Genomic DNA, 24,253 nt, shown 5'->3' with positions numbered 1-24,253 from the left:
GCTACGCCTGGACGATCCACCAGATCAGTGACAGGACCACAACACCGGCTGCCATGGCCATGCCGTAGTTGTAGATTCGACCGGTCTGGACGAATTTCATGCGGAAGCCTGAGATCTTGACGCTATCCCCGGTGCCATCAACAGCGGTGTCGTTGACTACCACTCTGTCAAACGCGGCAATGAACCGGCCAAGCACCAGTACGATCCGGTCAATCACCCACTGGTAGATCTCATCCACGTAGTACTTTGCTGCGAGCACGCGGTGTACGGACTGGAAGCGGTCGATGATCCTCTCGGTCGAGAGTGAGCCTCGAATGTATGCAGCCCATCCGATCCAGATTCCGATGCCTGCCAAAACAAGTGAGGCGATGCTAAGCCAGATGTTCAGGTGGAACTTGCTGTGCCCATCGATGAAGCCGGCGAATCCCTTGTACGTGTCACCGAGATCGAACGCGAAGAAGCCTACGCCGATAGCTGGTATCGCCAGCATCAGTAACGGCAATGTCATAACCGAGGGAGATTCGTGGACGTCAGAGTGGTCGGACTTCGGTTCGCCGAAGAATGTGGCAAATGTGAGTCTGGCCATGTACAGCGCGCTGAGAACCACACCAAACAGCGCCAGGACGATGAACACAGGGTGCCGGTACTCCAACACTCTCAGCAGCACTTCGTCCTTGGTGAAGAAGCCTGCCAGGGGAATGACCCCCGCTAGAGACGCGGCGCCAGTCGCGAATGTCCAGCCGGTAACGGGCATCCGATGTCTCAGGGCGCCCATCTTGCGAATGTCAGTCTCTTCGTGCATGGCGTGCATGACGCCACCGGCTCCGAGGAACAGCATGGCTTTCGCCACGCCGTGGGCCACCAGGTGGAACAGTGCCACGCCGACTCCACCCGCACCAAGCGACAACATCATGAGACCGAGGTGACTGACTGTGGAATAGGCGAGTACTCGTTTGATGTCGGTGACGACCAGCGCGATTGTTCCAGCGAACACGAAGGTAACCACGCCAACCGAGGCTACAATTACGAGGACAGTCGGGGTCAGTTCGAACAGGGGCATGAGCCTCGCAACCAGGTAGACCCCGGCGGCAACCATCGTCGCGGCATGTATGAGGGCGCTCACTGGCGTCGGGCCCTCCATCGCGTCGGGAAGCCAGACATGGAACGGAACCTGTGCGGACTTGCCCATCGCGCCGAGGAATATCAGGAACATGGAAACGTTAAGCGTTCCCTGTTCGATGCCGCCGTTCTGCGCGATGTGAATCAGCGTGGAGATGTCGAACGTACCGGTGGCCCTGAAGAGGAGAACTATCCCTATCAGGAGTCCCACGTCGCCTATTCGCGTGGTGATGAACGCCTTCTTGGCTGCCTCCGCTGCCGAGCGACGCTCGTACCAGAAGCCTATGAGCAGGTAGGAGCCGAGTCCCACCAACTCCCAGGTGATGTACAGGAAGACGAGGTTGTCGGCCAGGACCAGCGCCAGCATCGCTGCGACGAATAGAGAGTGGACTGCATAGTAGCGACCCAGTCCGGGGTCGTACTTGCCATCATGCTTCATGTAGCCGAGCGAGTAGACCTGCACCAGCAGCGCGACAAACGTGACGAGCCCCAGCATAGTGACCGAGATCTGATCCACGGTCGTGCCCCAGGTCAGGGTGGTGTCTCCGACGCTGAGCCACCTGATGCTGAGGTCGGCTGCCCCTGTCGCCAGCAGGTCTAACAGGACGAACCAGAACAGGATGAACCCAATGAGAATGGCAGCAATGGAAATTGGAGCACCCTCGACGGGCAGGTAGCGACGGAAGGGAAGTACTATGAAGAACGCTCCCGCGCTCAGCGCGGGAATCACCCAGGCCCAGTTTGTGCCGATGATTTCAGTCATTCAACAGGTGAGGATAGTCCAGCGGAGTCGATCACCATCTGAGGGCGTCTATCTGGTCCACGTTTACTGAACTGCGATTCCGGTACAGTCTGAGTATGATCGCAATCGCCAGTGCGAGTTCAGCGGCGGCAATAGTGATCACGAAGATGATCAAGACCTGGCCCAGCGCTCTTTGTGCTTCTCCGAAGTCTACGAAGGCCGCATAGCCGATCAGATTGATGTTGACAGCGTTTAGCATCAACTCAATCGACATCAGTATGAGCACCGCGCTCCGTCGCGCCAGCACTCCGTACAGCCCGATAGAGAATAGGGCCGCTGCGAGAACCTGGAGGTGGGCAAGCTCAATCAATCGCGGCCACCGCTTGTTCTGACCAGCACGATTGAACCTATCAATGCGACCAGCAGCACCAGGGACGCTACCTCGAACGGGACTGCCCAGTCAGTGAACAGGCTTTCCCCCAACTCTAGAAATCCGAGGCTTTTTCGCTCGACAACGCGTACGCTTGTCGTGAGGGTCGCTGCTACCAGCAGGGCGAAAACCCCAATTGCGAGTAAGGCTGCCAGAGGCCACTGTCGATGATCTGTGAGGTTTTCAAAGTCCTGGATGCGAGTCAGCATCAACGAGAACAGGACTACGATTACAACTGCGCCGCCGTAGATGAGCACCTGGACCAGCGCCAGGAACTCCGCGAACATGAGCAGGAATACTCCGGCGACTCCAAGCATTGCTGCAAGAAGAGCAAAGGCTGCGTAGACGATGTTCCGGGTTAGTACAACGCCGAGTCCGCCCATGATTATCAGCGCGGCAGCGATGTAGAAGAATACGAGCGACTGCGAGACCATTAGCAGTCAGAGACAGGGTTCTGGGCGGACGGATCTGTTCCTTCAGGCTGCGCGATAGCCGTTGCCACGTTGGAGGATGTGTCCTCTTCCTCCGTACTCGGGGAGGCCGGTCTGGCTCTTGCCGGGCGTCGCCTAGGAGTTCCCTTGCCCTCGTCCTTCTTTACCGGCACGCCGCTATTCTTCGAGGGATTGGTCGGACGCCAACCGGTGTCGTCCTGATAATTGCGACCCATGTCCAGCAGCATATCGAGATCGACTCGGTTGCCGTTGCGCTGGTACTTGCTCAGTTCGTGCTCGTGGCTCATCTCGATGGCGTCGAAGTTGCAGACATCGACGCAGATGCCGCACAGGATGCACCTGCCGAGATTTATCTCGAAGGTCTCGATGATCTTGCGACGCCTGCTCTCTTCCGATTCGAACTTCGGATTGTCCGTCATCTGTGCGCTCATGCACTGTGTCGGACAGGCACGAACGCAGACCATGCAGCCTGTGCAGTACGGCTCCGGAACGTCACCATCCCACAAGAGGGCAGGGAAGCCCATGTACCTGAGGGCTACCTGGTGCCGCTTATCGGGCTCTGGATATTGAAGTGTTACCGGCTTACGCAACGCTGTTTTCAGCGTTACCAAAAGCCCTTCGAGAAAGCCAACCATTAAGCGATGCTCTAGTTGCTACGGTTCAGTAGTCACGCGTCTGCCGCGTCGACCGTCGGGTTACGCCTTAGATCACGCGCGGATATGACGCTCACGGTTTCGCGCCGCATGTCCGTTCCCGGATTCCTGAAGATGACATAGACGGTGCCGCCCAATAATAGCAGAGAGATGAAGGTCAGGCTCCAGAGCGGCCAGCCATAGAACAGCACAACGGCCGTTGCGATGATGTTCAGGAACGACAGTGGTACGAGCAGCTTCCAGCCAAAAGACATGAGCTGGTCGATGCGAAGCCTGGGGAAGGTTCCCCTGATCCAGAAGATGAGCCAGATGACGAGTGCCGTCTTCACCAGGAACCAGGCGAGCGACAGCGTTGAGTGAGCCAGCCCGTCAAACGGCATCGCCGGCCACCTCCATCCTCCCAGGAACAGCAGGACGGTCAGCGCAGCGACTGTGAATGTATTCAGGTACTCGGCGAGGAAGAAGGCAGCCCAGTGCGCGCCACTGTATTCGACAAAAGGGCCGCCGACGACTTCCGACTCGGCGTGATGGATGTCGAAGGGTGTACGGCCAAGCTCGGCGAGTCCCGCGGTGAGAAACAGGAAGAGTCCTGCCGGTTGGATCAGCGCGTAACCGAAGTTGGCCTGTGCGTCCACAACCTTGGTGATGTCCAGTGACTGTGCAAGCATCGCCACCGCAACAATCGCCATGATGAACGGGATCTCGTAGCTCACGAGCTGACCTGCGGCCCGCAGTCCACCGATCATGGCGTACTTGTTCGCCGATCCCCATCCTGCCATAACGAGTCCCATCACCGACAGCACCGAGATGGCCGTAATGTAGAAGAGACCCAGTTCCAGGTTTCTCAGGACGAGGTCGCGCCCCATTGGCAGGGTAACCCACAGGAGCAGGGCCGGCACAAAGACGGCTACCGGGGCAAGCCAGTAGACCCGTCGGTCAGCCCAGGACGGCAGAATGTCCTCTTTCGTGAATAACTTGATGCCGTCTGCAATTGGCTGGAGTGTTCCGTGAAGACCGACTCGCATTGGCCCCATCCGCATCTGAATTCTCGCAAGAGCCTTGCGTTCGGCCCAGGTCAGCACGAGAACCACCAGCGACAGGAATCCGAGGAGGGCAGCCGCTCCAAGTGTGTAGTAGACGACTTGAAGCGAGGTCATCTGTCGACCTCACCCAGGATGATGTCAATTGAGCCGAGGACTATCACTGCGTCCGCGATGTAAGCGTCACGCAGCATTGCCTGCAGGGCCTGCAGGTTGCAGAATGACGGAGCTCGAACCTTCACCCTGTAAGGCATGTCGCTGCCGTCGCTGACCAGGAAAACTCCGAAGTCGCCCCTTGGGGACTCGGTACGCAGGTAGACCTCACCTTTTGGAGGGCGTGCGATCCGCCTGACATTGGCGGCTATCTCACCTTCGGGAAGTTGCTTCATCGCCTGTCTTACGATGCTCAGCGACTGACGCATCTCCTCGACGCGGACGTAGTACCGGTCCCAGCAGTCGCCATAGGTGCCCACCGGAATCCCGAAGTCGAACCGGTCATAGATCGAGTAAGGCTCGGAAATTCGGACATCTTCAGGCACGCCACACGCTCTGAGAGCCGGTCCTGTAACTCCCAGATCGATCGCTTCCTCTGCCGAAATCGCGCCGATCCCCTTGGTGCGGGCGAGGAACATCTCGTTTTGGCTAAGGAGGTCGTCGCACTCCTCGATGCCTCGTTCAAGCTGGTCAAGCAGAGTGTCCATGCGGGGCTGGAAATCGTCGGGCAGGTCTTCATTGACGCCGCCGATGCGTATGTAGTTGTGCATCATGCGTGCGCCCGTGACCGCCTCGAACAGGGCCTGCACCCTTTCTCTCTCACGGAAGCCATATAGGATGGGAGTCATTGCCCCGGCGTCAAGCCCGTACACTCCGTAGAAGAGCATATGGCTGGCTATGCGATTTAACTCACAGAGGATGACCCGGATGTACTCGGCGCGTTCGGGCACCTCTATTCCCATCAGCTTCTCGGTCGCCATGCAGATGGCGAGCTCGCAGTTCAGGTTGCCGACGTAGTCGAGCCTGTCGAACAGAGTGATGATCTGGCTGTACTGCTCACCCTCGCAAAGCTTTTCTGATCCCCTGTGCAGGTAGCCGATATGTGGCTCCGACCGGACGATCTTCTCGCCGTCGACCCATATCACGAGTCGAAACACCCCATGCGTGGAGGGGTGCTGAGGCCCCATGTTGACCATCAGGTCAATGGCGTCGGCTTGCTGTGTGGGCTGTTCCTGGAGTTGCATGTTCCTCAGCTAACAGGGCGGGCTCTGCGTGAAGCAACAGTGGCGGGCTGGGTCACCACTCTTCATAGTCATGGAATGGGAAGCTCTTGCGTCCGGGGAAGCCCTCGAATTCCTCGTAGAGCAACAGGGGGACCAGATCGGGATGTCCATCAAAGACTACTCCGAAGAGATCGTGGCTCTCGCGCTCGTACCAGTTAGCGCCGGCCCAGACGCCAGTTATAGTCGGGACGGCCGGACTGTCTTCCGGAATGCGCGTCTTGACTACCATCTTGTGTCGTTTATCCAGTGAATACAAGTGGTAGTTGACCTCGAACTCGGCCGTCGCTTCGACGTAGTCGACGACCGAAAGGCATCGCAGATAGTTGAAGTCCAAGCGGGGGTCGGTCTTGCAGGTGATGCACACGCCAGCGACCTGATCAGCCGGGACTGTGAGGGTTACCTCGTCGACGGCAGCGCCAATCTGAGTAGCCCACTCCGGGCCGAATACCTCCGCCAATGTCGACGTCAGAGCCTCGCCCGTGGAGTCGAGGGCAACTGGGGCCTCCGGGATTATCGGCTCGCGCCTAGGAGGTCTCGCCACGCTGCCTGGCGTCCATCTGTATCTTTTCCTGGAGCTGCATGATGCCGTGCATCAGCGCCTCCGGTCGGGGCGGGCATCCGGGTACGTACACGTCGACGGGTATGAGATGGTCGACGCCCATTACCACCGAATAGGAGCGATAGTAGGGGCCCCCGTTGGTGGCACAGCTGCCCATGGCAATTACCCACTTTGGATCTGGCATCTGTTCGTAGAGCAGCTTTATCGGCTCTGCCATTTTCTTGACTACAGTCCCCGCGACTATCATCACGTCTGCCTGTCTCGGAGACGGCCACGTGACGATTCCGAATCGGTCGAAGTCGTGGTGGGACATGTGCGTGCTCATCATCTCTATCGCGCAGCAGGCGAGGCCGAATGAGAGTGTCCACAGAGAGTTCTTGCGAGCGAGTGCGAATAGCTCGTCCGACTTCGCCGTGAGCGCGTTGGGAAGCGCACGATTAAAGATGCTCTCGGCCGGAGAGTTCCCCATGCCAGGCTCGTATCCTTGTCCCAGACTCATCTCCACTGCAATACACCTTTCCGCCAGCCGTAGATGACTCCGAAGAACAGGATGCCGATGAAGATCAGCATTTCGTAGAAGACAGCGGGGATGGTCGTTAGAAAGACCAACGCCCACGGAAAGAGGAACACGGCCTCAACGTCGAAGATCAGAAACAGGATAGCAAAAACGTAGTACCTGATCTGGATCTGGGACCACATGAACGGCGCCGGAGGGATTCCGCACTCGTAGGGGATGTCCTTGGCTTCCGACTTCCGCTTTGGCGCCAATATGTAGGATACGGCGAAAAGCGCTGCCATCGCGGCGAAGCCCACTCCCGCCACCAGCAACACAGCCATCCAGTTGATGTCGTAGCCATCAGGCATGAAGGACTCCAATCGGCTGAATGAGGGCTCTCACGAAGTGTAACAACGGCTCCAAAATAGTGTCAATCAGAACATCCCAGGTACTTATACACCCTTCATTCCAGGTACGCTGTGACCTTACCTGCGGTTCCGGATTACCTACACTTGGTGTACGGGGGATGAAGAGCCCTTAAGTGCAGGATCCCAACGAAAGGTGAATGAGATGGAACGTTACTGGCTCATAGGCGGTGGGACGCTATTGGGATTACTCCTGATCGCCAGTGTCGCTATTTCTGTATCCAGGGGCGAAGCTGAGTTTGATCCGGGTTCGCCAGAGTTCGCGGTCCAGCGATACGTCAGGGCGCTCGTCAGCGAGGACCTCGACGCTGCGGAGGCCCTGTGGTCTCCCAGTCTAAAGGAAGACTGCTCCTTTGAGGCGTTTGCACTGGACGCGGGCAGGGGTTTAGACAGACTGTCTGAAGCCAGGATTACTCTGGAGGAAACTAGAGTCGTTGGCCAAACGACTGTCCTGACTGTTGGTGTCGTTCGGACAACCGGAGGTGGTATCTTTGGCCCTTCCGAGTACGAAAGATCGTACGACTTTGGTGTCCGTAAGTACGATGGGGAGTGGCGGATCAGAGGTCACCATTGGCTAGCTGACGAGTGCGTAAGTTCTCAGTTCGCCCCAGGTCCTTAAGACTTCGAAACCACATATCTGACCGAATCCCTCCGGGGCTTCCCCAGCATTCTGAAAGGCAGTGTGGGCAGATGACACCCTTAATCATCATTCCAATCCTGATTCAACTTGCGATTATAGGAGCGATCATTTACGGGGTGCTTGTCTGGCGCAGGAGAGCGGCAGAATCCGGCCCCGATGTAGGCATCGGCACGCCTCGCCGCTTTTACTTCTACTCTATCTCTTTCATTGCGCTGATGTTGCTTGTCAGCGGGATCACTATGGTCCTGATGACCCTGCTCGATGAGCTGTTCGGAGGACCTGTCATCAGGGATTCGACTACACGGCTGGCAACCGGTCTGGCACTGACGATAGTGGGGCTACCCCTCTGGGGCCTTCACTGGAGATTCGTACAGAACAAGGTTGAGGCGCAGCCATCCGAGCGCCGGTCCATCCTCAGGCGGCTGTATCTGAATGTCTCCATGGGGGTAGCCGTGGGCTTCCTAGCCTACAACGGCTATAAGGTGATCGAGTGGATACTTCAGGTTGGTGACTTCCCTGCGTTCTCGTGGGCTGCGGTCCTGGTGTGGGCTCCCGTGTGGGCATACCACTGGTGGATTGAGTCGAACGAAAGCGCGGATTCCATACCGCTTACACGCGGGATCAGTCGTCTGTACCTCTATCTGGCCTCCGCCCTGGGAATAGCCATGCTGGCGTCGGGTGTCGGATTCCTGGTGTACTTCATTCTCAATGAGGGCTACTCCGCGGCATTTGCGGTTGATTTGACGGGCTCTGAAAGGCTCTTGGGAGATGCTGCTCGGACGGCGCTTTCAGTCTCTCTCGTTGGAGGACTGATCTGGTGGACGCACTGGTTCAGATTCGCCTCGGACGATAGAAGCTCGATCCTCAGGTGGATCTACCTGTTCGTAGCCACAATAGGGGGCGGGACGATCGCGTCCCTCGTGGGCGCTGGAATCGCGATCTACGCACCGCTGTCGTGGTTCTTGGGGGCTGCGAGCGAATCGGCGGCGAACCACTTCGAAGATCTTCCCGCTGGAATCGCAATTGCAGCCGTCGGAATCGCACTGTGGGTGTATCACAGACGCCGGATGATATCCGAGTCATCCGGGAACGAGGCGTTCCACGTAAACAGGAGTTACGACCTCCTGATCGCGGCGATTGGCCTGTTGACTGTCGCGTTCGCTTCGGGGGTTGTGTTAGACACATTCTTCAGGCTGATTTCGGACACGTCCTCACTTGTTGTTGTGACTTCCGTGCAATGGCGTGAACGAATTGCCGTGATACTGACGCTATACTTAATCGGAATTCCCGTGTGGTTGGCACACTGGCGCAGAGTCCAGCTTCCGGCTTTTGCCAACCCTGAGGTGGAGCGCATCGCGCTTCCCCGGAAACTCTATGTCATGGGTGTCCTGTGTCTGGGACTCCTGGCGCTTGTCGGTGGGGCCAGCTCTACTCTGTTCTTCTTCCTAAGGGACCTGCTCGACTCCGAGCTGTCCGCCAACACGCTCAGTGACCTTTCTACCGGCCTTGCAGTAGTTCTTACGGTGCTGCTTGCCATCCCGTACCACTGGGTCATATATCGGCAGGATAGGGAGCTTGAGCCGGACGAGCCGGAGCCAGTCGCAGCATCCGCCTCAAAGCCGGTGACGCTGTTAACAGCTGCGGGGGGCGAGGGCCTGGCAGCCAGAGTCGAGAGCACTCTGGGCTACAGGGTCACGCAGGTCAATTGGCCTGACCCGGACGCATTTGTACCGACGCTGAGCGCCGAGCAGATCGAACTCCTGTCTGAGCAAGTCACATCAGCGCCCGGAACCAGCGTGCTGTTGGTGCCGGACGCCAATGGACTCAAGGTGATCTCGTACAACTGAACTCAGAAGACATTAGACAAGGAGCGGCGGATCTCTACCAGTTGGTGAAGGCTCCGTCGTTCCTTCTTAGCTGTGGGGGCCATCCATTCAGCGGCGCAGGATGGGCCTTCGCGTAGTCTTCGTCGAAGTCGACGCCGAGGCCAGGCCTGTCGGAGGGAGTCCAGGCGTACCCGTCCGCCCACTCGATCTGGACGGGGAACAAGTCAGTGGCGAAGCTGCCCGGACGCTGTGGCATCTCCTGTACACCAACGTTGGTAGAGGCCATGCACAGGTTCACACACGCTGCCGCACTCACAGGGCCAAGTGGATTGTGCGGGACTATGTCGATGTAGTGCGTCTCGGCCCAGTGCGTGATCTTCAACGCTTCTGTCAGCCCACCGACAATGCAGAGGTCGATCCGAGCATAGCTGATCAGTTCCTCCTCGATGACCTCTCTGAAGGACCATTTGGAAGCCCACTGCTCGCCCGCGGCGATCGGTAGCGATACGTGCCGTGCCAGAGTCCTGTAGCTCGCGGGATTCTCGGACCTGAGCGCGTCTTCTATGAAGAACGGATTGTACGGCTCGAGGGCGCGGCACATCGTGACCATGTGGGCTGTGTCCAGACGAGTGTGTGCGTCGAAGCACAACTGGATGTCCGGACCGACTGCCTCTCTAACCATCGCCATCTGTTCCACGGCGAGGCGAATGGATTCTGTGGGCTCAAGGATGCTGGGATTGCCGAGAGGGTCGCTGTCGTCGCGATACTCGAAAGTGCCCCCTGTTTCGGGCTGCCCCCACCGTACGAACTTCCAGCCGTCCTTAACTGCCTGCACGGAGTTCTCCACAAGTTCTTCGTTCGTTCGGCCCTGAGTATGCGGATAGCAGACGACCTTGTCTCGCACGGGTCCGCCGAGTAGCTTGTATACTGGCATCCCTACAGACTTGCCCTTGATGTCCCAGAGTGCAATGTCGATTGCGCTGATGGCGCAGCAGTAGACCTTGTCTGCCGGGAAGAAGCCGCCCCTGAACATCTGCTGCCACAGCCTCTCAGTGCTCCAGGGGTCTTGGCCGATCACGACCTGGGATAGGTGCTCGATGGCCTGAGTTATGGCGCCTCCCCAGTTCCTGATTCCCACCTCGCCAAGTCCGTAGATACCTTGGTCAGTTTCAACTTTTACTATGTAGTAGCCGCGTCCCCCTTCGCCCTGTACCGAATAGGGTTTGATGGCAGAGACTTTCACCGCGCTAGTCCTTTCACTTTGTTCTTCAAGGTTGTTGGTCAGAAACAATACTAAGTCAAGGAGCGCCGGGTAGCGACTCACAGGCTACCCCGTCGGAATTCCTGTCCAGTCTGTGCGGGTCTTCGTTGGGGCCTCCGGCGGCCAGGTAGAAGTCCTGGGCCTCGGACCAGCTATCGAAATCCGAGCAGTTCCGGTCTTCGAAGCCAGGTCGTGCAGTGGGGATGGGCTGCCGGGTCGCGGTCGGCTCGGGAGTGTACGTGGGTGTGGCAACGACTGGTGTGAAGGTCAGTGGTGCGACAGCAGGGTTCTCAGCGGGCGTGGGTACTGCCTCTGCTGGCACTGGCGTTGGCGCTTCTATCGTGGCTGCCGGCTCAGGCTGGCTATCAGTGCCTTCCTGTTGGATGAAGACGTTGGTCTCACAGGTGCCAGCCATCTCTCGGAGCGCATTGAACTCCTCTTCCGTGGCGGTTAGTTCCCACGTACGTTTGATCTCGATCCAGTCCAGCGCGTATTGGCACCAGTATTCCTCGTTGGGCGGACGCCACTCCTCCGGACCCTTTGCTCCCTTAGCTCGATTGGCCCGAGCGGTAGTCGCGATAAGGTGCCCCGGATAGGCAAGGTAGTTCGCGTAGTCTTCCTTCTTCTCCTCAGACCAGCCCCAGCCGCCAGCACTGTGCGCGTTTGCGAGTGGCACCATGTGGTCGACGTCAAGGTCGCCTGGGTCGGTCACTTCGGTGCCGGTGTAGGGCCCGACCCAATGCCCGGACTGCACCCGGCACCGGCGTTCGTCAGTGTAGGTGACTTCGATTGTGGACTCAGCTATCAGAGTCTCCTGCCTGGCGTCCTGGCAATCGCGGTCCTCGTCCGTCCAGTGCCGCCACTGACCGCGGTCGTACCTGGGTATGTCGTCACTCCATTCCGCGACCTCAATCCGTAGGATGATTGCCGATGCGGCAGGTTCTACGGGAACGGCAGTAGCCGGAACCGCGGTGGCTGCCGGGAGTGCGGGAGTTGGTGCGACTGTACGAGTTGGAGCAGGTATCAGGTCGGCAGCCTGCGAGCAAGAAAGGAGCACGAATGCTGCGCCGATTGCAAAGAGTAGGTTTCTGGTCATTACATGGGGCACTTTCGCTGTCGGTTGGAGTCTCGGATTCTAGCAAAGCACACGGAGAAGGATTAAATTGGTTGCAGGCGTCACTCCAGTATTGAAGAACCACCTTCCTGTTTTGTTACACTCATAAAGCTATGGAGACGCGAAGGTTTGAACAGCTCGTTAGACGAGCGATAAACGAACTCCCACCGGTATTCCTCGAACGCATGGAGAATGTCGATGTGGTCGTGGAGTACTGGGCGTCAAGGGAGCAGCTGATCGGGTCAGGACTGGATGAGCGGGAGATGCTTCTTGGCCTCTACGAAGGCATACCGCTTCCGGACCGCTACGACTACAACCTGGTCCTCCCAGACAAGATTACGCTGTTCCAGCGCGCGATCGAGAGCATCTGCAGCACGGACGAGGAGGTCGTAACCGAAGTCAGAGCCACCATCATCCACGAGGTAGCCCACCATTTCGGAATCGACGACGAGGCTCTTCACGAGATAGGAATAGACTGACAGGGCTAGGGTCCACACCGCCAGATTTATGGCGAGTACGCAGTGGCGCTGCACTGGCGTCCGGCGAGCGTACCCGCCTTGTTTGCGTTTCACTGGTGTTCCCTGGAAGTCCGGTTAGCCGGGAGGTTGAGTTTGGTGACGACAACTGCTGAGCGGCACGAAGGCGAGGTCAGGATCGATTCCGAAGATTCGACGAACCTGAACCTGCATCGCCTGACACCGATTTTGAGATCCGCTCCGCAGTACAGGAGCCTTCTGGAGTCACTGGGAAGCTCAGCCTCACGGTCAAGGGCACAGGTTCTCTCGGACTCTGTTCCGTTCCTGGTCAGCGCACTTCTCGAAGACCTGGATCTGCCAACAGTCATCGTCGTGCCCAGACCTGAAGAGGCTCGGCGGCTTCACGAGCGTCTGAGTGCGTGGGTCCGGGAGCCGCAGAGGGTACACCAGTTTCCGGAGACGGAGACTTTGCCATTCGAGCGTCTGTACACAGATATTGACACCGTGCAACAGCGGCTATGCGCCCTGGACGCTCTCCTCGCCAGTTCCGAGCCTCATGCCGTGGTGGTGGCTTCTGCAACTTCTGTGGCCCAGCGCACGCTCGACCGTCGGGCATTTGAGGGTAGTTCACACAGTCTCAGCGTGGGCGACCTTGTCGACCTGGACGATGTCCTGGAAGGTTGGCGTCGGATGGGTTACCGCTTCGAATCGGCTGTCTATGGTCCTGGATTCGTCAGCAGGCGCGGCGGGATCATTGACATCTTCCCCGTAGGCGCCGACTACCCAGTGCGTATCGAGCTGTGGGGGGATGAGATAGAGAGCATCCGACGCTTCGATCCGTCCAGCCAACGCTCAACCGACATGGTCGACTCGCTGAGAATCATCCCGGCACACGAGACGCTGCCAGCAATGGTCGAAAGGGAAGACCTCGACAGGCAGATGTCCAGGATAGAGGTATCCAATTGCACGCCGGTGCACCAGGAGCGAATACGCGAGGAGTTCTCGCAGCTGCTCGACGGGCACGAAGTTGACGACCTCAACATGTACGCCGGCTTTTTCAACCATGGATCGCTCGCCGACTACATTCCCGAAGACGCCCTGGTAATTCAGATCAGGCCCGAAGATCTCGCGTCGGCGGCCTGGGACAACGAGGAACGAATCCACGAACTACGCGATTCAAAAGAGCGGCGCGGCGAACTGCCGATGAACTTCCCTTCGTTCCACATGGAGTGGAACGAAATTCGGCCAGACCTGTCGCAGCAGGCCACTCAACTCGAAATCCAGTACTGGGGCGCCGGGGATCTCGTACATGACGACATTCACACTCTGCCGTTTGGATCACCCCCGACGTTCATTGGCAGGATCGAGAGTTTCGTCGAGGATGCGGACAACCTGATTTCAGACGGCGCTCGAACTCTTGCGATCACAAGTCACTCCAGGCGCCTTGAGGAGATACTGTCCCAGTACTCTGTTCGGAGTGAGCTCACTGCTTCGCTGGAGTCGCCTCCCAGCCCTGGAAATCTGACCCTCGTCCAGTCCTCAGGCCCGAATTTTGGAGACGGCTTCGTTCTCACCGTTCCAGATGGAAGGCTCGTTGTTCTTGGAGACACGGAGATATTCGGCGTCACCAAGCAGCGCCGCACTGTGAGGCGCAACAGGGCGAACTGGGACGCGTTCCTGTCGGAAATCTCCCCCGGCGACTATGTCGTGCACGTCGAGCACGGAGTTGGCAGGTTTACCGGTGTGGGAAGGCCATCGAGCAGCGCCGAAGACGGGCCAGAGTACATGATGCTCGAGTACGCCAATCGGGACAGGCTCTACGTGCCGCTGGAGCATCTCGATCGTGTCGCTCCCTATGTTGCTCCAAGCGATTCGCCTCCTCATCTCACGAGGCTCGGTACCCAGGAGTGGAAGAGGGCAAAGTCGAGGGCAGAGAGATCGACACGTCAGATGGCCGCCGAACTCATTGCTCTCTACGCTGCCAGGGAGATGGTCAATGGGCTGAGTTTCAGCCCGGACTCCACGTGGCAGCAGGAGCTTGAGGAGTCGTTCCCGTTTGAGGAGACGCCTGACCAGCTCGCGACACTGGCAGAGGTCAAGTCGGACATGGAGAAGTCGCGTCCGATGGACCGTCTGGTGTGCGGTGACGTTGGTTACGGAAAGACCGAAATCGCCCTGAGAGCAGCGTTCAAGGCGGTAATGGAAGGCAAGCAGGTGGGTGTGCTCGTTCCCACGACCGTGCTGGCCCAGCAGCACTACGTAACGTTCGCACAGCGGCTTAGCCCGTACCCTGTCACCGTTGACGTACTGAGCCGGTTCCGCACCAAGGGAGAGCAGCGCGACATTGTTGAGCGGCTTGCTTCGGGCAACATCGATATCTGCATCGGAACTCACCGCCTGATTCAGAAGGATGTCAGGTTCAAAGACCTTGGCCTGGTAATCGTCGACGAGGAACAGCGTTTTGGCGTCGGTCACAAGGAGAGGCTCAAGCAGATGCGGCAGGAGGTCGACGTCCTAACGCTCACGGCAACTCCGATTCCACGGACGCTGCACATGTCCCTGGCCGGCGTACGTGACATGAGCACAATCGAGACGCCGCCTGAAGAGCGGCTGCCGATCAAGACGTACGTGTCGGAGTTCAGCGACGAACTGATTCGTGAGGCAATCCTGCGTGAGTTGGACCGCCAGGGACAGGTGTACTTCCTTCACAATCGCGTCTACAACATCGCCTACATCGCTGACTACATTCGGAGAATTGTTCCTGAGGCTCGGGTCGGTATTGCGCATGGGCAGATGGCTGAGGGTGAACTTGAGAAGGCAATGGGATCGTTTGCCGATGGCGAGTCGGACGTTCTCGTGTGCACGACGATAATCGAGTCGGGCCTGGATATACCCAATGTGAACACGCTGATAGTCAACAGGGCTGACGCGTTCGGACTTGCACAGCTTTACCAGATCAGGGGAAGGGTGGGGCGGAGTAGTCGTCGCGCATACGCCTACCTGCTGATTCCGCGTTCTCAGGCACTCAACGAGACCGCTGAACGTCGCCTCAAGGCGATGCTTGCAGCAACTGAACTCGGGGCCGGATTCAGGATCGCGATGAAGGACCTTGAGATTCGAGGGGCAGGGAACATTCTCGGCGCAGAGCAGAGCGGGCACATCCACGCCGTCGGGTTCGAGCTCTACACCCGGATGCTCTCGCAGGCAGTTGAAGACCTTCGTGCCAGGCGCGAGGCGGGCGAGCTATCGGGAATGGGTCCGGAAGAGATGGCCGACGCAGTCAGGGAGGGCGCCGATGACACCGTCTCAGAGGCTCTACAGCCTGATCCCGGAGTTGGTCTGGACATTGGCATCCCTGCAAGCCTTCCCTCGGATTACGTGACCGACCTCCGAACCAGGATGGGGCTCTACCAGCGGATCATTGCGCTCGACGATCCGGCTGCCATCGACGCCATAGAAGACGAGCTGAGGGACAGGTTCGGGCCACTGCCGTGGCAGGCACAGGCGCTACTCTATTCTGCGAAGCTGCGAATTGCCGGCAAGAAGGCCGGGATAGAGTCCATTACCAGGGAGAGCGAACGGATCGTGCTCAGGATGAAGCACGAGGTAGGAGGCGCACGAAATGCGCTTCGTCGTCGGCTGTCCAGCGCTGCTGAGATTGGCAACACCCAGATTCGTCTTGATCTCGGCATGCTCAGTGAGAGCTGGGAGGAGTCGCTGATGGAACTCGTCAAGGAACTTGCAGAGTTCAACCAGGAGATGATGCGCCAGATCCTGAGTCCGGCGGCCAACTGAGTATCGCCTACAGCCCACCCATTAGCATGGGAAGCTCCATTAGCGTCTCGATTCTCGGACACTCGCTGAAACCTGTGTGATTGCGGTCGCGGTCGAGGAGGACCGGGTGGATTCCAACGTTTCTGGCGCCGTCGATGTCTGAGGAAAGCTGGTCACCAATATGGGCCGCATCGCCAGCCGAGACGCTCGCTCTCCGCAACGCCTCATGGAAGATTTGCGGATGGGGTTTTTCCATTCCCACTTCGCCGGATGTAACAACAAGATCGAGGTAGGGGGTCAGTCCCATGTCTTCTGCTAGCTGGTTTCCAGGCGCATTCATGTTGGAGATGAGGCCGAGCGTAAATCCCTGCTGCTTCAGTAAGTCCATGGCCGGTAGAACGTCATCGAATCTCGCCATTTCGTAAGGGATCTCTCTGACCGCCGTCCAGACCTCTGCTGCCTGCCGGACCGACACGTCGACGCCGCACCCCCTCAGCACGCGGCGCTCGTATTCTGCGAAGAACTCATTCCTCTCACCGGGACTCAACGTGCGCACGGGTTGAACGGCGTTCTGATCAGACATGAATGCGTCAGCGAGCGCGTACCCCCTGAGAATTCCGTCGGGAGTGACTTCAATCCCGAACTGCGCGCACGCCTGCGACTGTATCTGAAATCGATCAGGCTGAAAGCCTGCAAGGGTACCGTAGAGGTCGAAGAAGATGGCCTGAATCATGGCCGTCGTATAATAGCACAGCGATTCAGATTTCCAACTTGAAAGGTAGGAAGAGGTGCAGGCAGGTAAACTACCCATAGACGTACTTGGCCGACTCCTGGCCCGAGTAGAGATTACCGACCCCCGTGTAGTCCTTGGACCCCGGGCGGGTGAAGATGCTGCGCTCATCGACTTCGGTGATCGGTACCTGGTGGCCAAGACGGATCCGATAACCTTCGCTACCGACCTAATCGGATGGTACATGGTAAATGTGAACGCCAATGACATAGCTGTAATGGGAGCCACACCGAAGTGGCTGCTCGCCACTCTGCTGTTGCCTGAGGGCACTAATGAGCCAAGAGTCACGGAGATCTTTCAGCAGCTCAATCAGGCATGTTCAGACCTTGGCATAGCGCTGGTTGGTGGGCACACGGAGATTACCTACCGACTCGACAGACCGATTGCGGTCGGGGCAATGCTGGGCGAAGTCAGCAAGGACCGGGCGGTCTTCAGTTTCGGCGTCCGATCTGGCGACGCTCTGCTACTCACCAAGGGGATTGCGATTGAGGGTGCGTCGATACTTGCAAGAGAAGCGACAGACGCTCTCCTTGAGGCCGGTGTAAGTCGGGAGAGCGTTGAGGCAGCGGCCGATGGGCTTACCGATCCAGGAATCAGTGTCGTTCGCGATGCCCAGGTAACGCTTGCTGCTGGAGAGGTCCACGCCATGCATGACCCCACAGAGGGTGGCCTGTCGGGTGGCCTGTACGAGCTGGCGGCCGCTTCCGGACTAGGCATTGAAGTCGATTTCGAAGCAATCCCGTTGCTCCCCGAATGTATCGCAATCTGCGAGGCACTTAACCTTGACCCACTGGGACTGATCGCGTCCGGGGCACTCCTGGCTGCAGTCGCCCCCGGAGATTCAACAGCAATTGTTGAAGCTCTTAACGATGAGGGAATCCCTGCGGCAGTTATCGGTAGTGCTACTGACAAACACCAGGACGTGAAGCTATTCAAAACAGGAAAACAAGCTGAGTTCCCCAGATTCGCCAGAGATGAAATTGCAAGTTATTTCTCGGAAACATAGTTCTCAGACACCCTCAGCAGATTGTGTTAGCGTGGTTGAGCATTTGCAGTAGGACAATTGGGAAACGGCACAACGTGAGTACGGGAGTTTCAGATGAAGGTAGTTGTAACCAGCCTCTTTGGTGACGGATTCGAGGACAGTCTCACAAGCGAGTTCCCAAGTGTCGAGTTCGTGTTTGCAACGTCGCAGGAAGATCAGGCCCGCGAGATCAAAGACGCGGACGCGTACCTGGGCGCGCCAAATCGGGACGTGTTTCTCGCTGCCGACCATCTTCGATGGTTGCATTGCCCCGGCACAGGCATCGATAAGCTGACTGAAATCCCGGAGATCGTCGATAGTGACGTCGTTCTCACTAACGCAAGAGGACCTCATGCGGCGCCAATGGCAGACCATGTCATTTCCATGTGCCTCGCATTTGCTCATCGCACAAACGAGATGGTCCTCGATCAGAAGGCTCACGTCTGGGATGGAGCCAAGTACGACCGATCCTTCATCGAGATGGAGGGCACTACGATGGGCATCCTTGCTCTCGGTGACATCGGCTCAGGCGTCGCGAGAAGGGCGATGGGGTTCGGCATGGAAGTCTATGCCGTTGACAGGGACCCTTTTCAGGCTCCTCCCGGGGTCAGCGATGTGTGGGGACTGGACCGGCTGAACGATCTGCTGCAAATGTCTGACTGGTTCGTGGTGACTGCGCCGTACACGGTGGACTCGAAGGGCATGATTGGAGCGGAGCAACTTGCGTTGATGAAGTCGACCGCGCACCTGATAATCATCTCAAGAGGGGGAATCGTCGATGAGGACGCCCTGTTCGATGTGTTGAGCAACAAGAGCATCGCCGGGGCGGGTATCGATGCCTTCGAGGTCGAGCCGCTGCCAGAGGACAGTCCGTGGTGGGACCTCGACAACGTGATTATCTCTCCTCACTCCTCTGCGCTGACGGTTGAAATGTGGGAGGGTCGAAGGGAGATTTTCAGGGAGAACCTGCGCAGATTCCTGGCAAACGAGCCCTTCATCTATGTTTGCGACAAGACCGCGGGGTTCTGAGGGAGAGAGAAATGATCTTTGACGGACACGCCTACTGCTTCCCATCAACCGCGGGGGACGGTGGATTCGACGATCCTGACGATTTCCGGCGGCATCTTCAGCAGGCAATGGCAACCCATCATCAGCCAGTATGGAGGGCACGCGACCTTGCCCCAGGCGACGCGTCGGCACTTATCGATGCCGACAACTGGCAATCTCTGAACGCGCTGAAGCCATCAGACTTCCACGCCGCCACGAACGGGAGATTCGAGTGGACGGCAGATGGTGAGCGCTACTTCAAGCAGTACTTCCCGCCGTCCGTCACCGACATGAGCTACCCTGCAGACCGGCTGGTGGCCGAGATGGACTACGCTGGCGTGTCAAAGGCGCTTCTGCACCGGACGCCCTACCTGGGCATCGGAAACGAATTCATAGCGGACTGCGTTTCTCAGTATCCCGACAGGCTGCTTGGCTTGGCACACACACCAGAGTGGAAGACAAACACCGACCCTGCAGACTCACTCGCGAGTGTCACGAGTGCCGTAGAGGACGGTGGGCTGGTCGGTCTTCAGTTCCTGCCTCCACAGCTTGATCTGTACAACTACAGCGGCCCGTGGGACGCGCCAGAGTTTCACCAGTTCTGGGACGGAATAGCGAAACTGGGCATTCCGGTATTCTTCTCGTTGAAGCCTCGCCGGGACCCGGCAGTCGAGAGCTATGCAGCGGAGCTGGCTACTCTCACTCGTTGGATGGAGAGATATCCCGATGTGCCGGTAGTCATGACCCACGGCCTTGAGTGGCGGGCGTTCATGACTGAAGAGTCAGTAGACCTTCCTGACGATGTCTTCCGTCCGTTCGACCACCCGAACCTGCATCTTCAGTTCCTATTCCCGATCGCGCTTGGTGCGGTATGGGACTACCCGATGCTCCAGGTGAGCGATGCGATAGAGAAGTGCGTTAGCCGCATTGGTGCGGAACGCCTCATGTGGGGAACGGACATGCCTATCGTAATGCGCTTCTGGACCTACAGGCAGAACGTCGACATGATTCGGACCCACCGCGACTTCCTAACGCAGGATGAGCGCGACCTGATCCTGGGAGGCGCCGTGGCTCGACTACTCGGGGTGTCTAACGAGGAGTAGCTACTACCGCCCCTTGAAAACAGGCTCGCGTCTTTCGAGGAAGGCCTGCACGCCTTCAGCCCTGTCCTCTGTGGAACCACTTGTCTGACTGGCCAGGCCCTCATGCCACAGCTGGTCGTGCAGATCGCGGGAGTAGGACGAGTAGGCGAGTTTCTTGGTTAATCCGTGCGCGACAGAGGGGCCGGAGGCCAGCTTCTGTGCCAAGTCCATCGCTCGCTCCAGCAGCTCGTCATCAGGCACGACCTCGCTCACGAGACCGATGCGTTCTGCCTCCGTAGCGTCGATAATGTCGCCAGAGTACATCAACTCCAGCGCCTTCGACATGCCGATCGCCATGGGCAGCAGTTGTGTACAGCCATAGTCCGGCGACAGCGCCCGCTTGGCGAAGATCGCCGAAAATCTGGCGCTCTCGGCTGCGATCCGAATATCACAGGCGAGTGCGAGGCCAAATCCGGCGCCAACGGAAGCGCCATTCACGGCGGCAATCGTGGGTCTTGGGAACCGCTGTAGCATCAGCGAAGGATAGCCGAGCGGCATCCCTCGTTGCGCCAGCGTTTCGGTGCCAGGTATGTGTCCCTGTCCCGGAGCGGGGGTCAGGTCCGCTCCTGCACAGAATCCTCGCCCCGCGCCAGTTACTAGAAGGGTACGAACACCGTCTTCATGAGCCTGATCGACGGCACAATGAAAATCGTCGATCATGCTGCGGTCTATGGCGTTCATCTTGTCGGGCCTGTTGAGTGTCAGGACACCGACATCACCAACTCGCTCACTTATGACACTTGGCTCGGACATTTCGGTTCCTCCGGAGATGGTCAGACTGACTTACTCATAATAGCAAGCCGTACAGATCAGGACAGCCTGCACGCATGTGGCCGATCACCAGGATGGGCTGGTGTCGTCGGCGTCATTGTCGGTCAGCCGTTTCTGGTTGGAACCGTCAGCGTCCATGACGAATATGTCAGCGTCACCGTCGAGATAGCTTACGAAAGCTATCAACTGTCCCGAAGGCGCCCACACTGGCTGGTTGTCGACGACCGTATTGTACGTCAACCGTGTCATGTCTGTTCCATCGTTCGCTACAGAGTATATCTCAGGATTTCCATCCTGCTCAGAGACGAAAAGAATTCGCCTTCCCCTGGGTGACCATGCGATGTCGTACTCGGCGCCTTCAGTGTTGGTAAGTCGCCTCACGTTGGTGCCGTCGGCGTCCATTATGTAGAGTTCTGGATTGCCGTCCCTAGTTGACAGAAAGGCGATCTGCCTTGAGGATGGAGACCAGCGAGGGCTGTAGTCGGGCTGGTCCGACAGTCTCAGCTCATTGACTCCGTCGGGGTTTCGTACGTAGATTCCCTGTCCATCCCACTCCGTAAGGGCAAAGGCAACGTATTCGCCGTTCCGCGCCCAGTCTCCGACCTCATCTGCTTCTATCGAGGTCAAAAGCCCGCTCCCCGAGCCATCGGTGTATCCCACCATCACTCTCTTGCGATCTCCCTGTCTTCCGAGGAATGCGATTCGCTCGCCCGCCGGACTCCAACGATGGTCGGATAACAGTTCGCCATTTGCGATCTGAATACGTTCAGAGCCGTCGGTCCGCATGACTTCAAGCGCCGACCTTTCGCTGGTGCCGGTGAGGAAGGCGATCAAGCTTCGGTTCTGAGACAACAGGGGAGAGTGTTCGTCGCGATTCGACTGGGTCAGGTTCCTCTCATCCTCGCCAGTGGAGGAGATGGAATAGATCTCCAGATTGCCGTCTCGGTCAGACGTGAAGACAATCCTAGATCCCTCCGTCGCGCATCCCGCTAGAACGAATGCCAACGCCACCCACAGACAGATGGTCAGTGACAGGGGAGCAGCGTACGGTAAGTTCGATCGAAAAGACACCAGTAGCCTCCTGCAGGCGAGATGCCGCACAGTTGAGACAGTTCTTGAACAAGTATTAGAACGAAACCAATCGTAACATAGCGAATTGTCGGCCCTCCAAGCTAAGGGAAGGTAAATGTATGTCGGAGTGAGGAATTCCGTACTTCAGGGAAGAGCCTGAACAGACGTGGGCTCGGAGGTGTCTGCAACCACTTGGGATACGGCAGTCCCAGCAGGATTGCCTTCCGGATGCTGTTCAAATATCCGCTCCGGAACTGCTGGACCTGAGACTACAACCGGCTGCCTCGTCTGCTTGTTAGTGAGGGGTATTGCTGTTATAATGCCCGATGAAATCCATCGTTGAATTTGTTGACTTGCGGAAGTGGGCATCGCCCACTTTCTTTGTTAAATCGGGAATCCTAAATCCGCCAGAAAGTGGAGGTGGCTGAGTAATGAAGAGCGATTTCCTTGTCGCCTTGACCCAGTTGGCCGCCGAGCGAAATCTGCCGCGCGAGATAGTGCTATCTGCTATCGAGGCAGCGTTGGCTTCAGCGTACCGAAAGGACGCGATCGCCGCAGGGCAGAACATTTCGGTCAAGCTAGACCCCGGTTCTGGTGATGTAACGGTCAACATTCTGAAGACCGTTGCCGCTGAAGTAGTAGACCCGGTGACCGAGATCACCCTCGAAGAGGCGCGCCAGATTAAGGCAGATGCCCAGGTTGACGACGTCATCTCGACACAGCAGATCCCGCACAGTGCCGGCCGAATCGCGGCGCAGACTGCCAAGCAGGTGGTTGTACAACGCCTGAGAGAGGCCGAGCGCGACCTCGTGTTCCAGGAGTTCACTGACAGGGTGGGCGAGGTCTTCTCAGTCACTGTACAGAGAATTGAGCCCAGGCATGTCGTCGTAGACATGGTTAGGGGCGAGGCTATTCTTCCACAGTCTGAACAGATGCCCAATGAGCGCTACAGGCAGGGTCAGAAATTCAAGGTCCTGCTGAGGTCAGTCGAGCGCACGGCGCGGGGCACTGAGCTAGTTGTATCGCGTGCCGACAGGGACTTCCTCCGACGACTGTTTGAAATGGAAGTTCCCGAGATCTACAACGGTGCTGTCGAGATGGTAGCGGTCTCTCGCGAGGCTGGATCACGCAGCAAGGTAGCGGTACGGGCACGCCAGGACGGCGTAGATCCCGTGGGGTCGTGCGTCGGACTTAGGGGAGTGCGTATACAGAACATCGTCAATGAGCTGCAGGGCGAGAAGATCGACGTTCTAGAGTGGAACAGGGACATTTCGCGATTCATCGCGAACGCACTCAATCCCGCCCAGGTTCTCAGGGTAGAACTCGACTCAGAAAGTCAGGCGGCCATCGCCGTGGTCCCGGACAGGCAGCTTTCCCTTGCAATCGGCAAAGAAGGGCAGAATGCCAGGCTGGCAGCCAAACTTACCGCATGGAGCGTTGATATAAAGAGTTCGACCGAGGCCGAAGCGCTCGCACTGGAGCGCGCTCGGATTGCCGCCGAAGAGGCAGCTGCAGAAGCGGCGCGCCAGGCGGAGGAGGCTCTCACAGCCGTTGCTGAAGCTCCGGAGGAAGCACCGCCCGTGGAGCCTGAACTTGCTGTTGCCACTGCAGAGGACGCCGTGGTCGCAGAGGCGGCAGCAGCCGTTCAGGAGGTTGCGGAGGCAATCGTCGAGGCTGTCCCTGAAGAAGCGCCAGTTGAAGAAGTCGTGGACGAAGAGGCTGAGGCTGCAGCGCAAGCTGAACGAGAGCGCGAAGAAGCCGCAATCCTGGCCGAGCTCGAGCGTGAGGAGGCAGAATTCCTCGCCGCACTTGAAGCTGAGGAGCAGGAACGCGAGGCTCAAGCCGCCAAGGAAGCCGAAGCGACCTCGCTTCGTGATCTACCTGAGCATGTCTGGGCAATCCCAACTGCTGCAGGGCAGGCGGAGCCCAGCCAGATCAGGTTTGCCGAGGACATCGCCGGGTTGAGAGGTGGCGTTACGGCAAGGCGCACAAGGAGGGCCGGCAACGCAGATGGAAGCACCGACTCGCCGCCACCCGCCCGTGGGCGGAGCCGTCGACGGGGCAGGCCAGTCAGAAGGCGGAGATAGTACCCGCAGCGAGTTACTGCTGTTTCCTGGAGCGAAT

Annotated in this window: 22 protein-coding genes; 8 read left to right on the top strand and 14 right to left on the bottom strand. The window is 58.1% G+C overall.

What is annotated here, in order from left to right:
* Window position 1 precedes the first annotated feature (1 nt).
* From nuoL to J4G14_01195, 9 genes are read right to left on the bottom strand one after another with little or no spacing between them, the layout of a single operon-like run.
* Window positions 2-1,882 carry an NADH-quinone oxidoreductase subunit L gene (gene nuoL, locus J4G14_01235; protein ID MCE2456425.1) on the bottom strand — a complete coding sequence of 627 codons (1,881 nt, stop codon included), beginning with the start codon at window positions 1,880-1,882 and terminating at the stop codon, window positions 2-4.
* A 31-nt stretch (window positions 1,883-1,913) separates the two neighbouring features.
* Entirely contained in the window at window positions 1,914-2,228 is a 315-nt protein-coding gene (gene nuoK / locus J4G14_01230) for an NADH-quinone oxidoreductase subunit NuoK (protein MCE2456424.1), read from the bottom strand.
* A complete protein-coding gene (locus J4G14_01225; protein ID MCE2456423.1) occupies window positions 2,228-2,725 on the bottom strand; it encodes an NADH-quinone oxidoreductase subunit J in 498 nt (165 codons plus the stop codon). The genes nuoK and J4G14_01225 overlap by 1 nt, the downstream gene beginning before the upstream one ends.
* Window positions 2,725-3,378, bottom strand: coding sequence for an NADH-quinone oxidoreductase subunit I (locus J4G14_01220; protein ID MCE2456422.1), 654 nt, complete (start codon window positions 3,376-3,378; stop codon window positions 2,725-2,727). The genes J4G14_01225 and J4G14_01220 overlap by 1 nt, the downstream gene beginning before the upstream one ends.
* A gap of 32 nt (window positions 3,379-3,410) precedes the next feature.
* Complete coding sequence (gene nuoH, locus J4G14_01215; protein MCE2456421.1) at window positions 3,411-4,553, bottom strand: NADH-quinone oxidoreductase subunit NuoH; 1,143 nt, start codon at window positions 4,551-4,553, stop codon at window positions 3,411-3,413.
* On the bottom strand, window positions 4,550-5,674 hold the full coding sequence (locus J4G14_01210) for an NADH-quinone oxidoreductase subunit D (protein ID MCE2456420.1): 1,125 nt from the start codon (window positions 5,672-5,674) through the stop codon (window positions 4,550-4,552). Before J4G14_01210 ends, nuoH begins: the two co-directional genes overlap by 4 nt.
* A 52-nt stretch (window positions 5,675-5,726) precedes the next feature.
* Window positions 5,727-6,254, bottom strand: a complete 528-nt coding sequence (locus J4G14_01205) for an NADH-quinone oxidoreductase subunit C (GenBank protein ID MCE2456419.1) — start codon at window positions 6,252-6,254, stop codon at window positions 5,727-5,729.
* Window positions 6,238-6,771 carry an NADH-quinone oxidoreductase subunit B gene (locus J4G14_01200; protein MCE2456418.1) on the bottom strand — a complete coding sequence of 178 codons (534 nt, stop codon included), beginning with the start codon at window positions 6,769-6,771 and terminating at the stop codon, window positions 6,238-6,240. Before J4G14_01200 ends, J4G14_01205 begins: the two co-directional genes overlap by 17 nt.
* Entirely contained in the window at window positions 6,768-7,136 is a 369-nt protein-coding gene (locus J4G14_01195; GenBank protein ID MCE2456417.1) for an NADH-quinone oxidoreductase subunit A, read from the bottom strand. The genes J4G14_01200 and J4G14_01195 overlap by 4 nt, the downstream gene beginning before the upstream one ends.
* Before the next feature lie 202 nt (window positions 7,137-7,338).
* On the opposite strand from J4G14_01195, the gene J4G14_01190 reads away from it, so the two are divergent.
* Together J4G14_01190 and J4G14_01185 are read left to right on the top strand one after the other, a co-directional pair.
* Entirely contained in the window at window positions 7,339-7,812 is a 474-nt protein-coding gene (locus tag J4G14_01190) for a nuclear transport factor 2 family protein (protein ID MCE2456416.1), read from the top strand.
* 71 nt (window positions 7,813-7,883) lie between these two features.
* A complete protein-coding gene (locus J4G14_01185) occupies window positions 7,884-9,680 on the top strand; it encodes a hypothetical protein (protein ID MCE2456415.1) in 1,797 nt (598 codons plus the stop codon).
* A 34-nt stretch (window positions 9,681-9,714) separates the two neighbouring features.
* Here J4G14_01185 and J4G14_01180 read toward each other — a convergent pair whose 3' ends face one another.
* Complete coding sequence (locus tag J4G14_01180; GenBank protein MCE2456414.1) at window positions 9,715-10,902, bottom strand: mandelate racemase/muconate lactonizing enzyme family protein; 1,188 nt, start codon at window positions 10,900-10,902, stop codon at window positions 9,715-9,717.
* 55 nt (window positions 10,903-10,957) lie between these two features.
* The gene (locus J4G14_01175; protein MCE2456413.1) at window positions 10,958-12,016 is read right to left on the bottom strand and encodes a DUF1524 domain-containing protein; all 1,059 of its coding nucleotides are present in this window, start codon (window positions 12,014-12,016) and stop codon (window positions 10,958-10,960) included.
* A gap of 131 nt (window positions 12,017-12,147) precedes the next feature.
* Here J4G14_01175 and J4G14_01170 point away from each other — a divergent pair, with 131 nt between their 5' ends.
* Complete coding sequence (locus J4G14_01170; GenBank protein ID MCE2456412.1) at window positions 12,148-12,513, top strand: metallopeptidase family protein; 366 nt, start codon at window positions 12,148-12,150, stop codon at window positions 12,511-12,513.
* A 132-nt stretch (window positions 12,514-12,645) separates the two neighbouring features.
* Complete coding sequence (mfd, locus tag J4G14_01165) at window positions 12,646-16,305, top strand: transcription-repair coupling factor (GenBank protein ID MCE2456411.1); 3,660 nt, start codon at window positions 12,646-12,648, stop codon at window positions 16,303-16,305.
* Between the two features lie 7 nt (window positions 16,306-16,312).
* Here the strand turns inward: mfd and J4G14_01160 are convergent, their stop codons facing one another.
* Window positions 16,313-17,017, bottom strand: a complete 705-nt coding sequence (locus J4G14_01160; protein ID MCE2456410.1) for an HAD-IA family hydrolase — start codon at window positions 17,015-17,017, stop codon at window positions 16,313-16,315.
* Between the two features lie 55 nt (window positions 17,018-17,072).
* On the opposite strand from J4G14_01160, the gene J4G14_01155 reads away from it, so the two are divergent.
* From J4G14_01155 to J4G14_01145, 3 genes are all read left to right on the top strand, one after another.
* A complete protein-coding gene (locus J4G14_01155; protein MCE2456409.1) occupies window positions 17,073-18,080 on the top strand; it encodes an AIR synthase family protein in 1,008 nt (335 codons plus the stop codon).
* Between the two features lie 93 nt (window positions 18,081-18,173).
* Window positions 18,174-19,127: a D-2-hydroxyacid dehydrogenase gene (locus J4G14_01150; protein ID MCE2456408.1), complete on the top strand. Its 954-nt coding sequence runs from the start codon at window positions 18,174-18,176 to the stop codon at window positions 19,125-19,127.
* Between the two features lie 11 nt (window positions 19,128-19,138).
* A complete protein-coding gene (locus J4G14_01145) occupies window positions 19,139-20,248 on the top strand; it encodes an amidohydrolase (GenBank protein ID MCE2456407.1) in 1,110 nt (369 codons plus the stop codon).
* Window positions 20,249-20,251: 3 nt separating this feature from the next.
* On the opposite strand, the gene J4G14_01140 is transcribed toward J4G14_01145, so the two are convergent.
* Both J4G14_01140 and J4G14_01135 read right to left on the bottom strand, forming a co-directional pair.
* Window positions 20,252-21,040, bottom strand: a complete 789-nt coding sequence (locus tag J4G14_01140; protein MCE2456406.1) for an enoyl-CoA hydratase/isomerase family protein — start codon at window positions 21,038-21,040, stop codon at window positions 20,252-20,254.
* An 84-nt stretch (window positions 21,041-21,124) separates the two neighbouring features.
* Window positions 21,125-22,129, bottom strand: a complete 1,005-nt coding sequence (locus tag J4G14_01135; GenBank protein MCE2456405.1) for a PD40 domain-containing protein — start codon at window positions 22,127-22,129, stop codon at window positions 21,125-21,127.
* Between the two features lie 431 nt (window positions 22,130-22,560).
* On the opposite strand from J4G14_01135, the gene nusA reads away from it, so the two are divergent.
* Complete coding sequence (gene nusA / locus J4G14_01130) at window positions 22,561-24,216, top strand: transcription termination/antitermination protein NusA (GenBank protein MCE2456404.1); 1,656 nt, start codon at window positions 22,561-22,563, stop codon at window positions 24,214-24,216.
* Window positions 24,217-24,253: the final 37 nt, after the last annotated feature.

It is taken from the genome of Dehalococcoidia bacterium, assembly GCA_021295915.1.
Lineage (GTDB): Bacteria > Chloroflexota > Dehalococcoidia > Lucifugimonadales > UBA1123 > VXRN01.
Note: the sequence above shows the minus strand (reverse complement) of the source record. Positions and strands in the feature narration are given on the sequence as shown.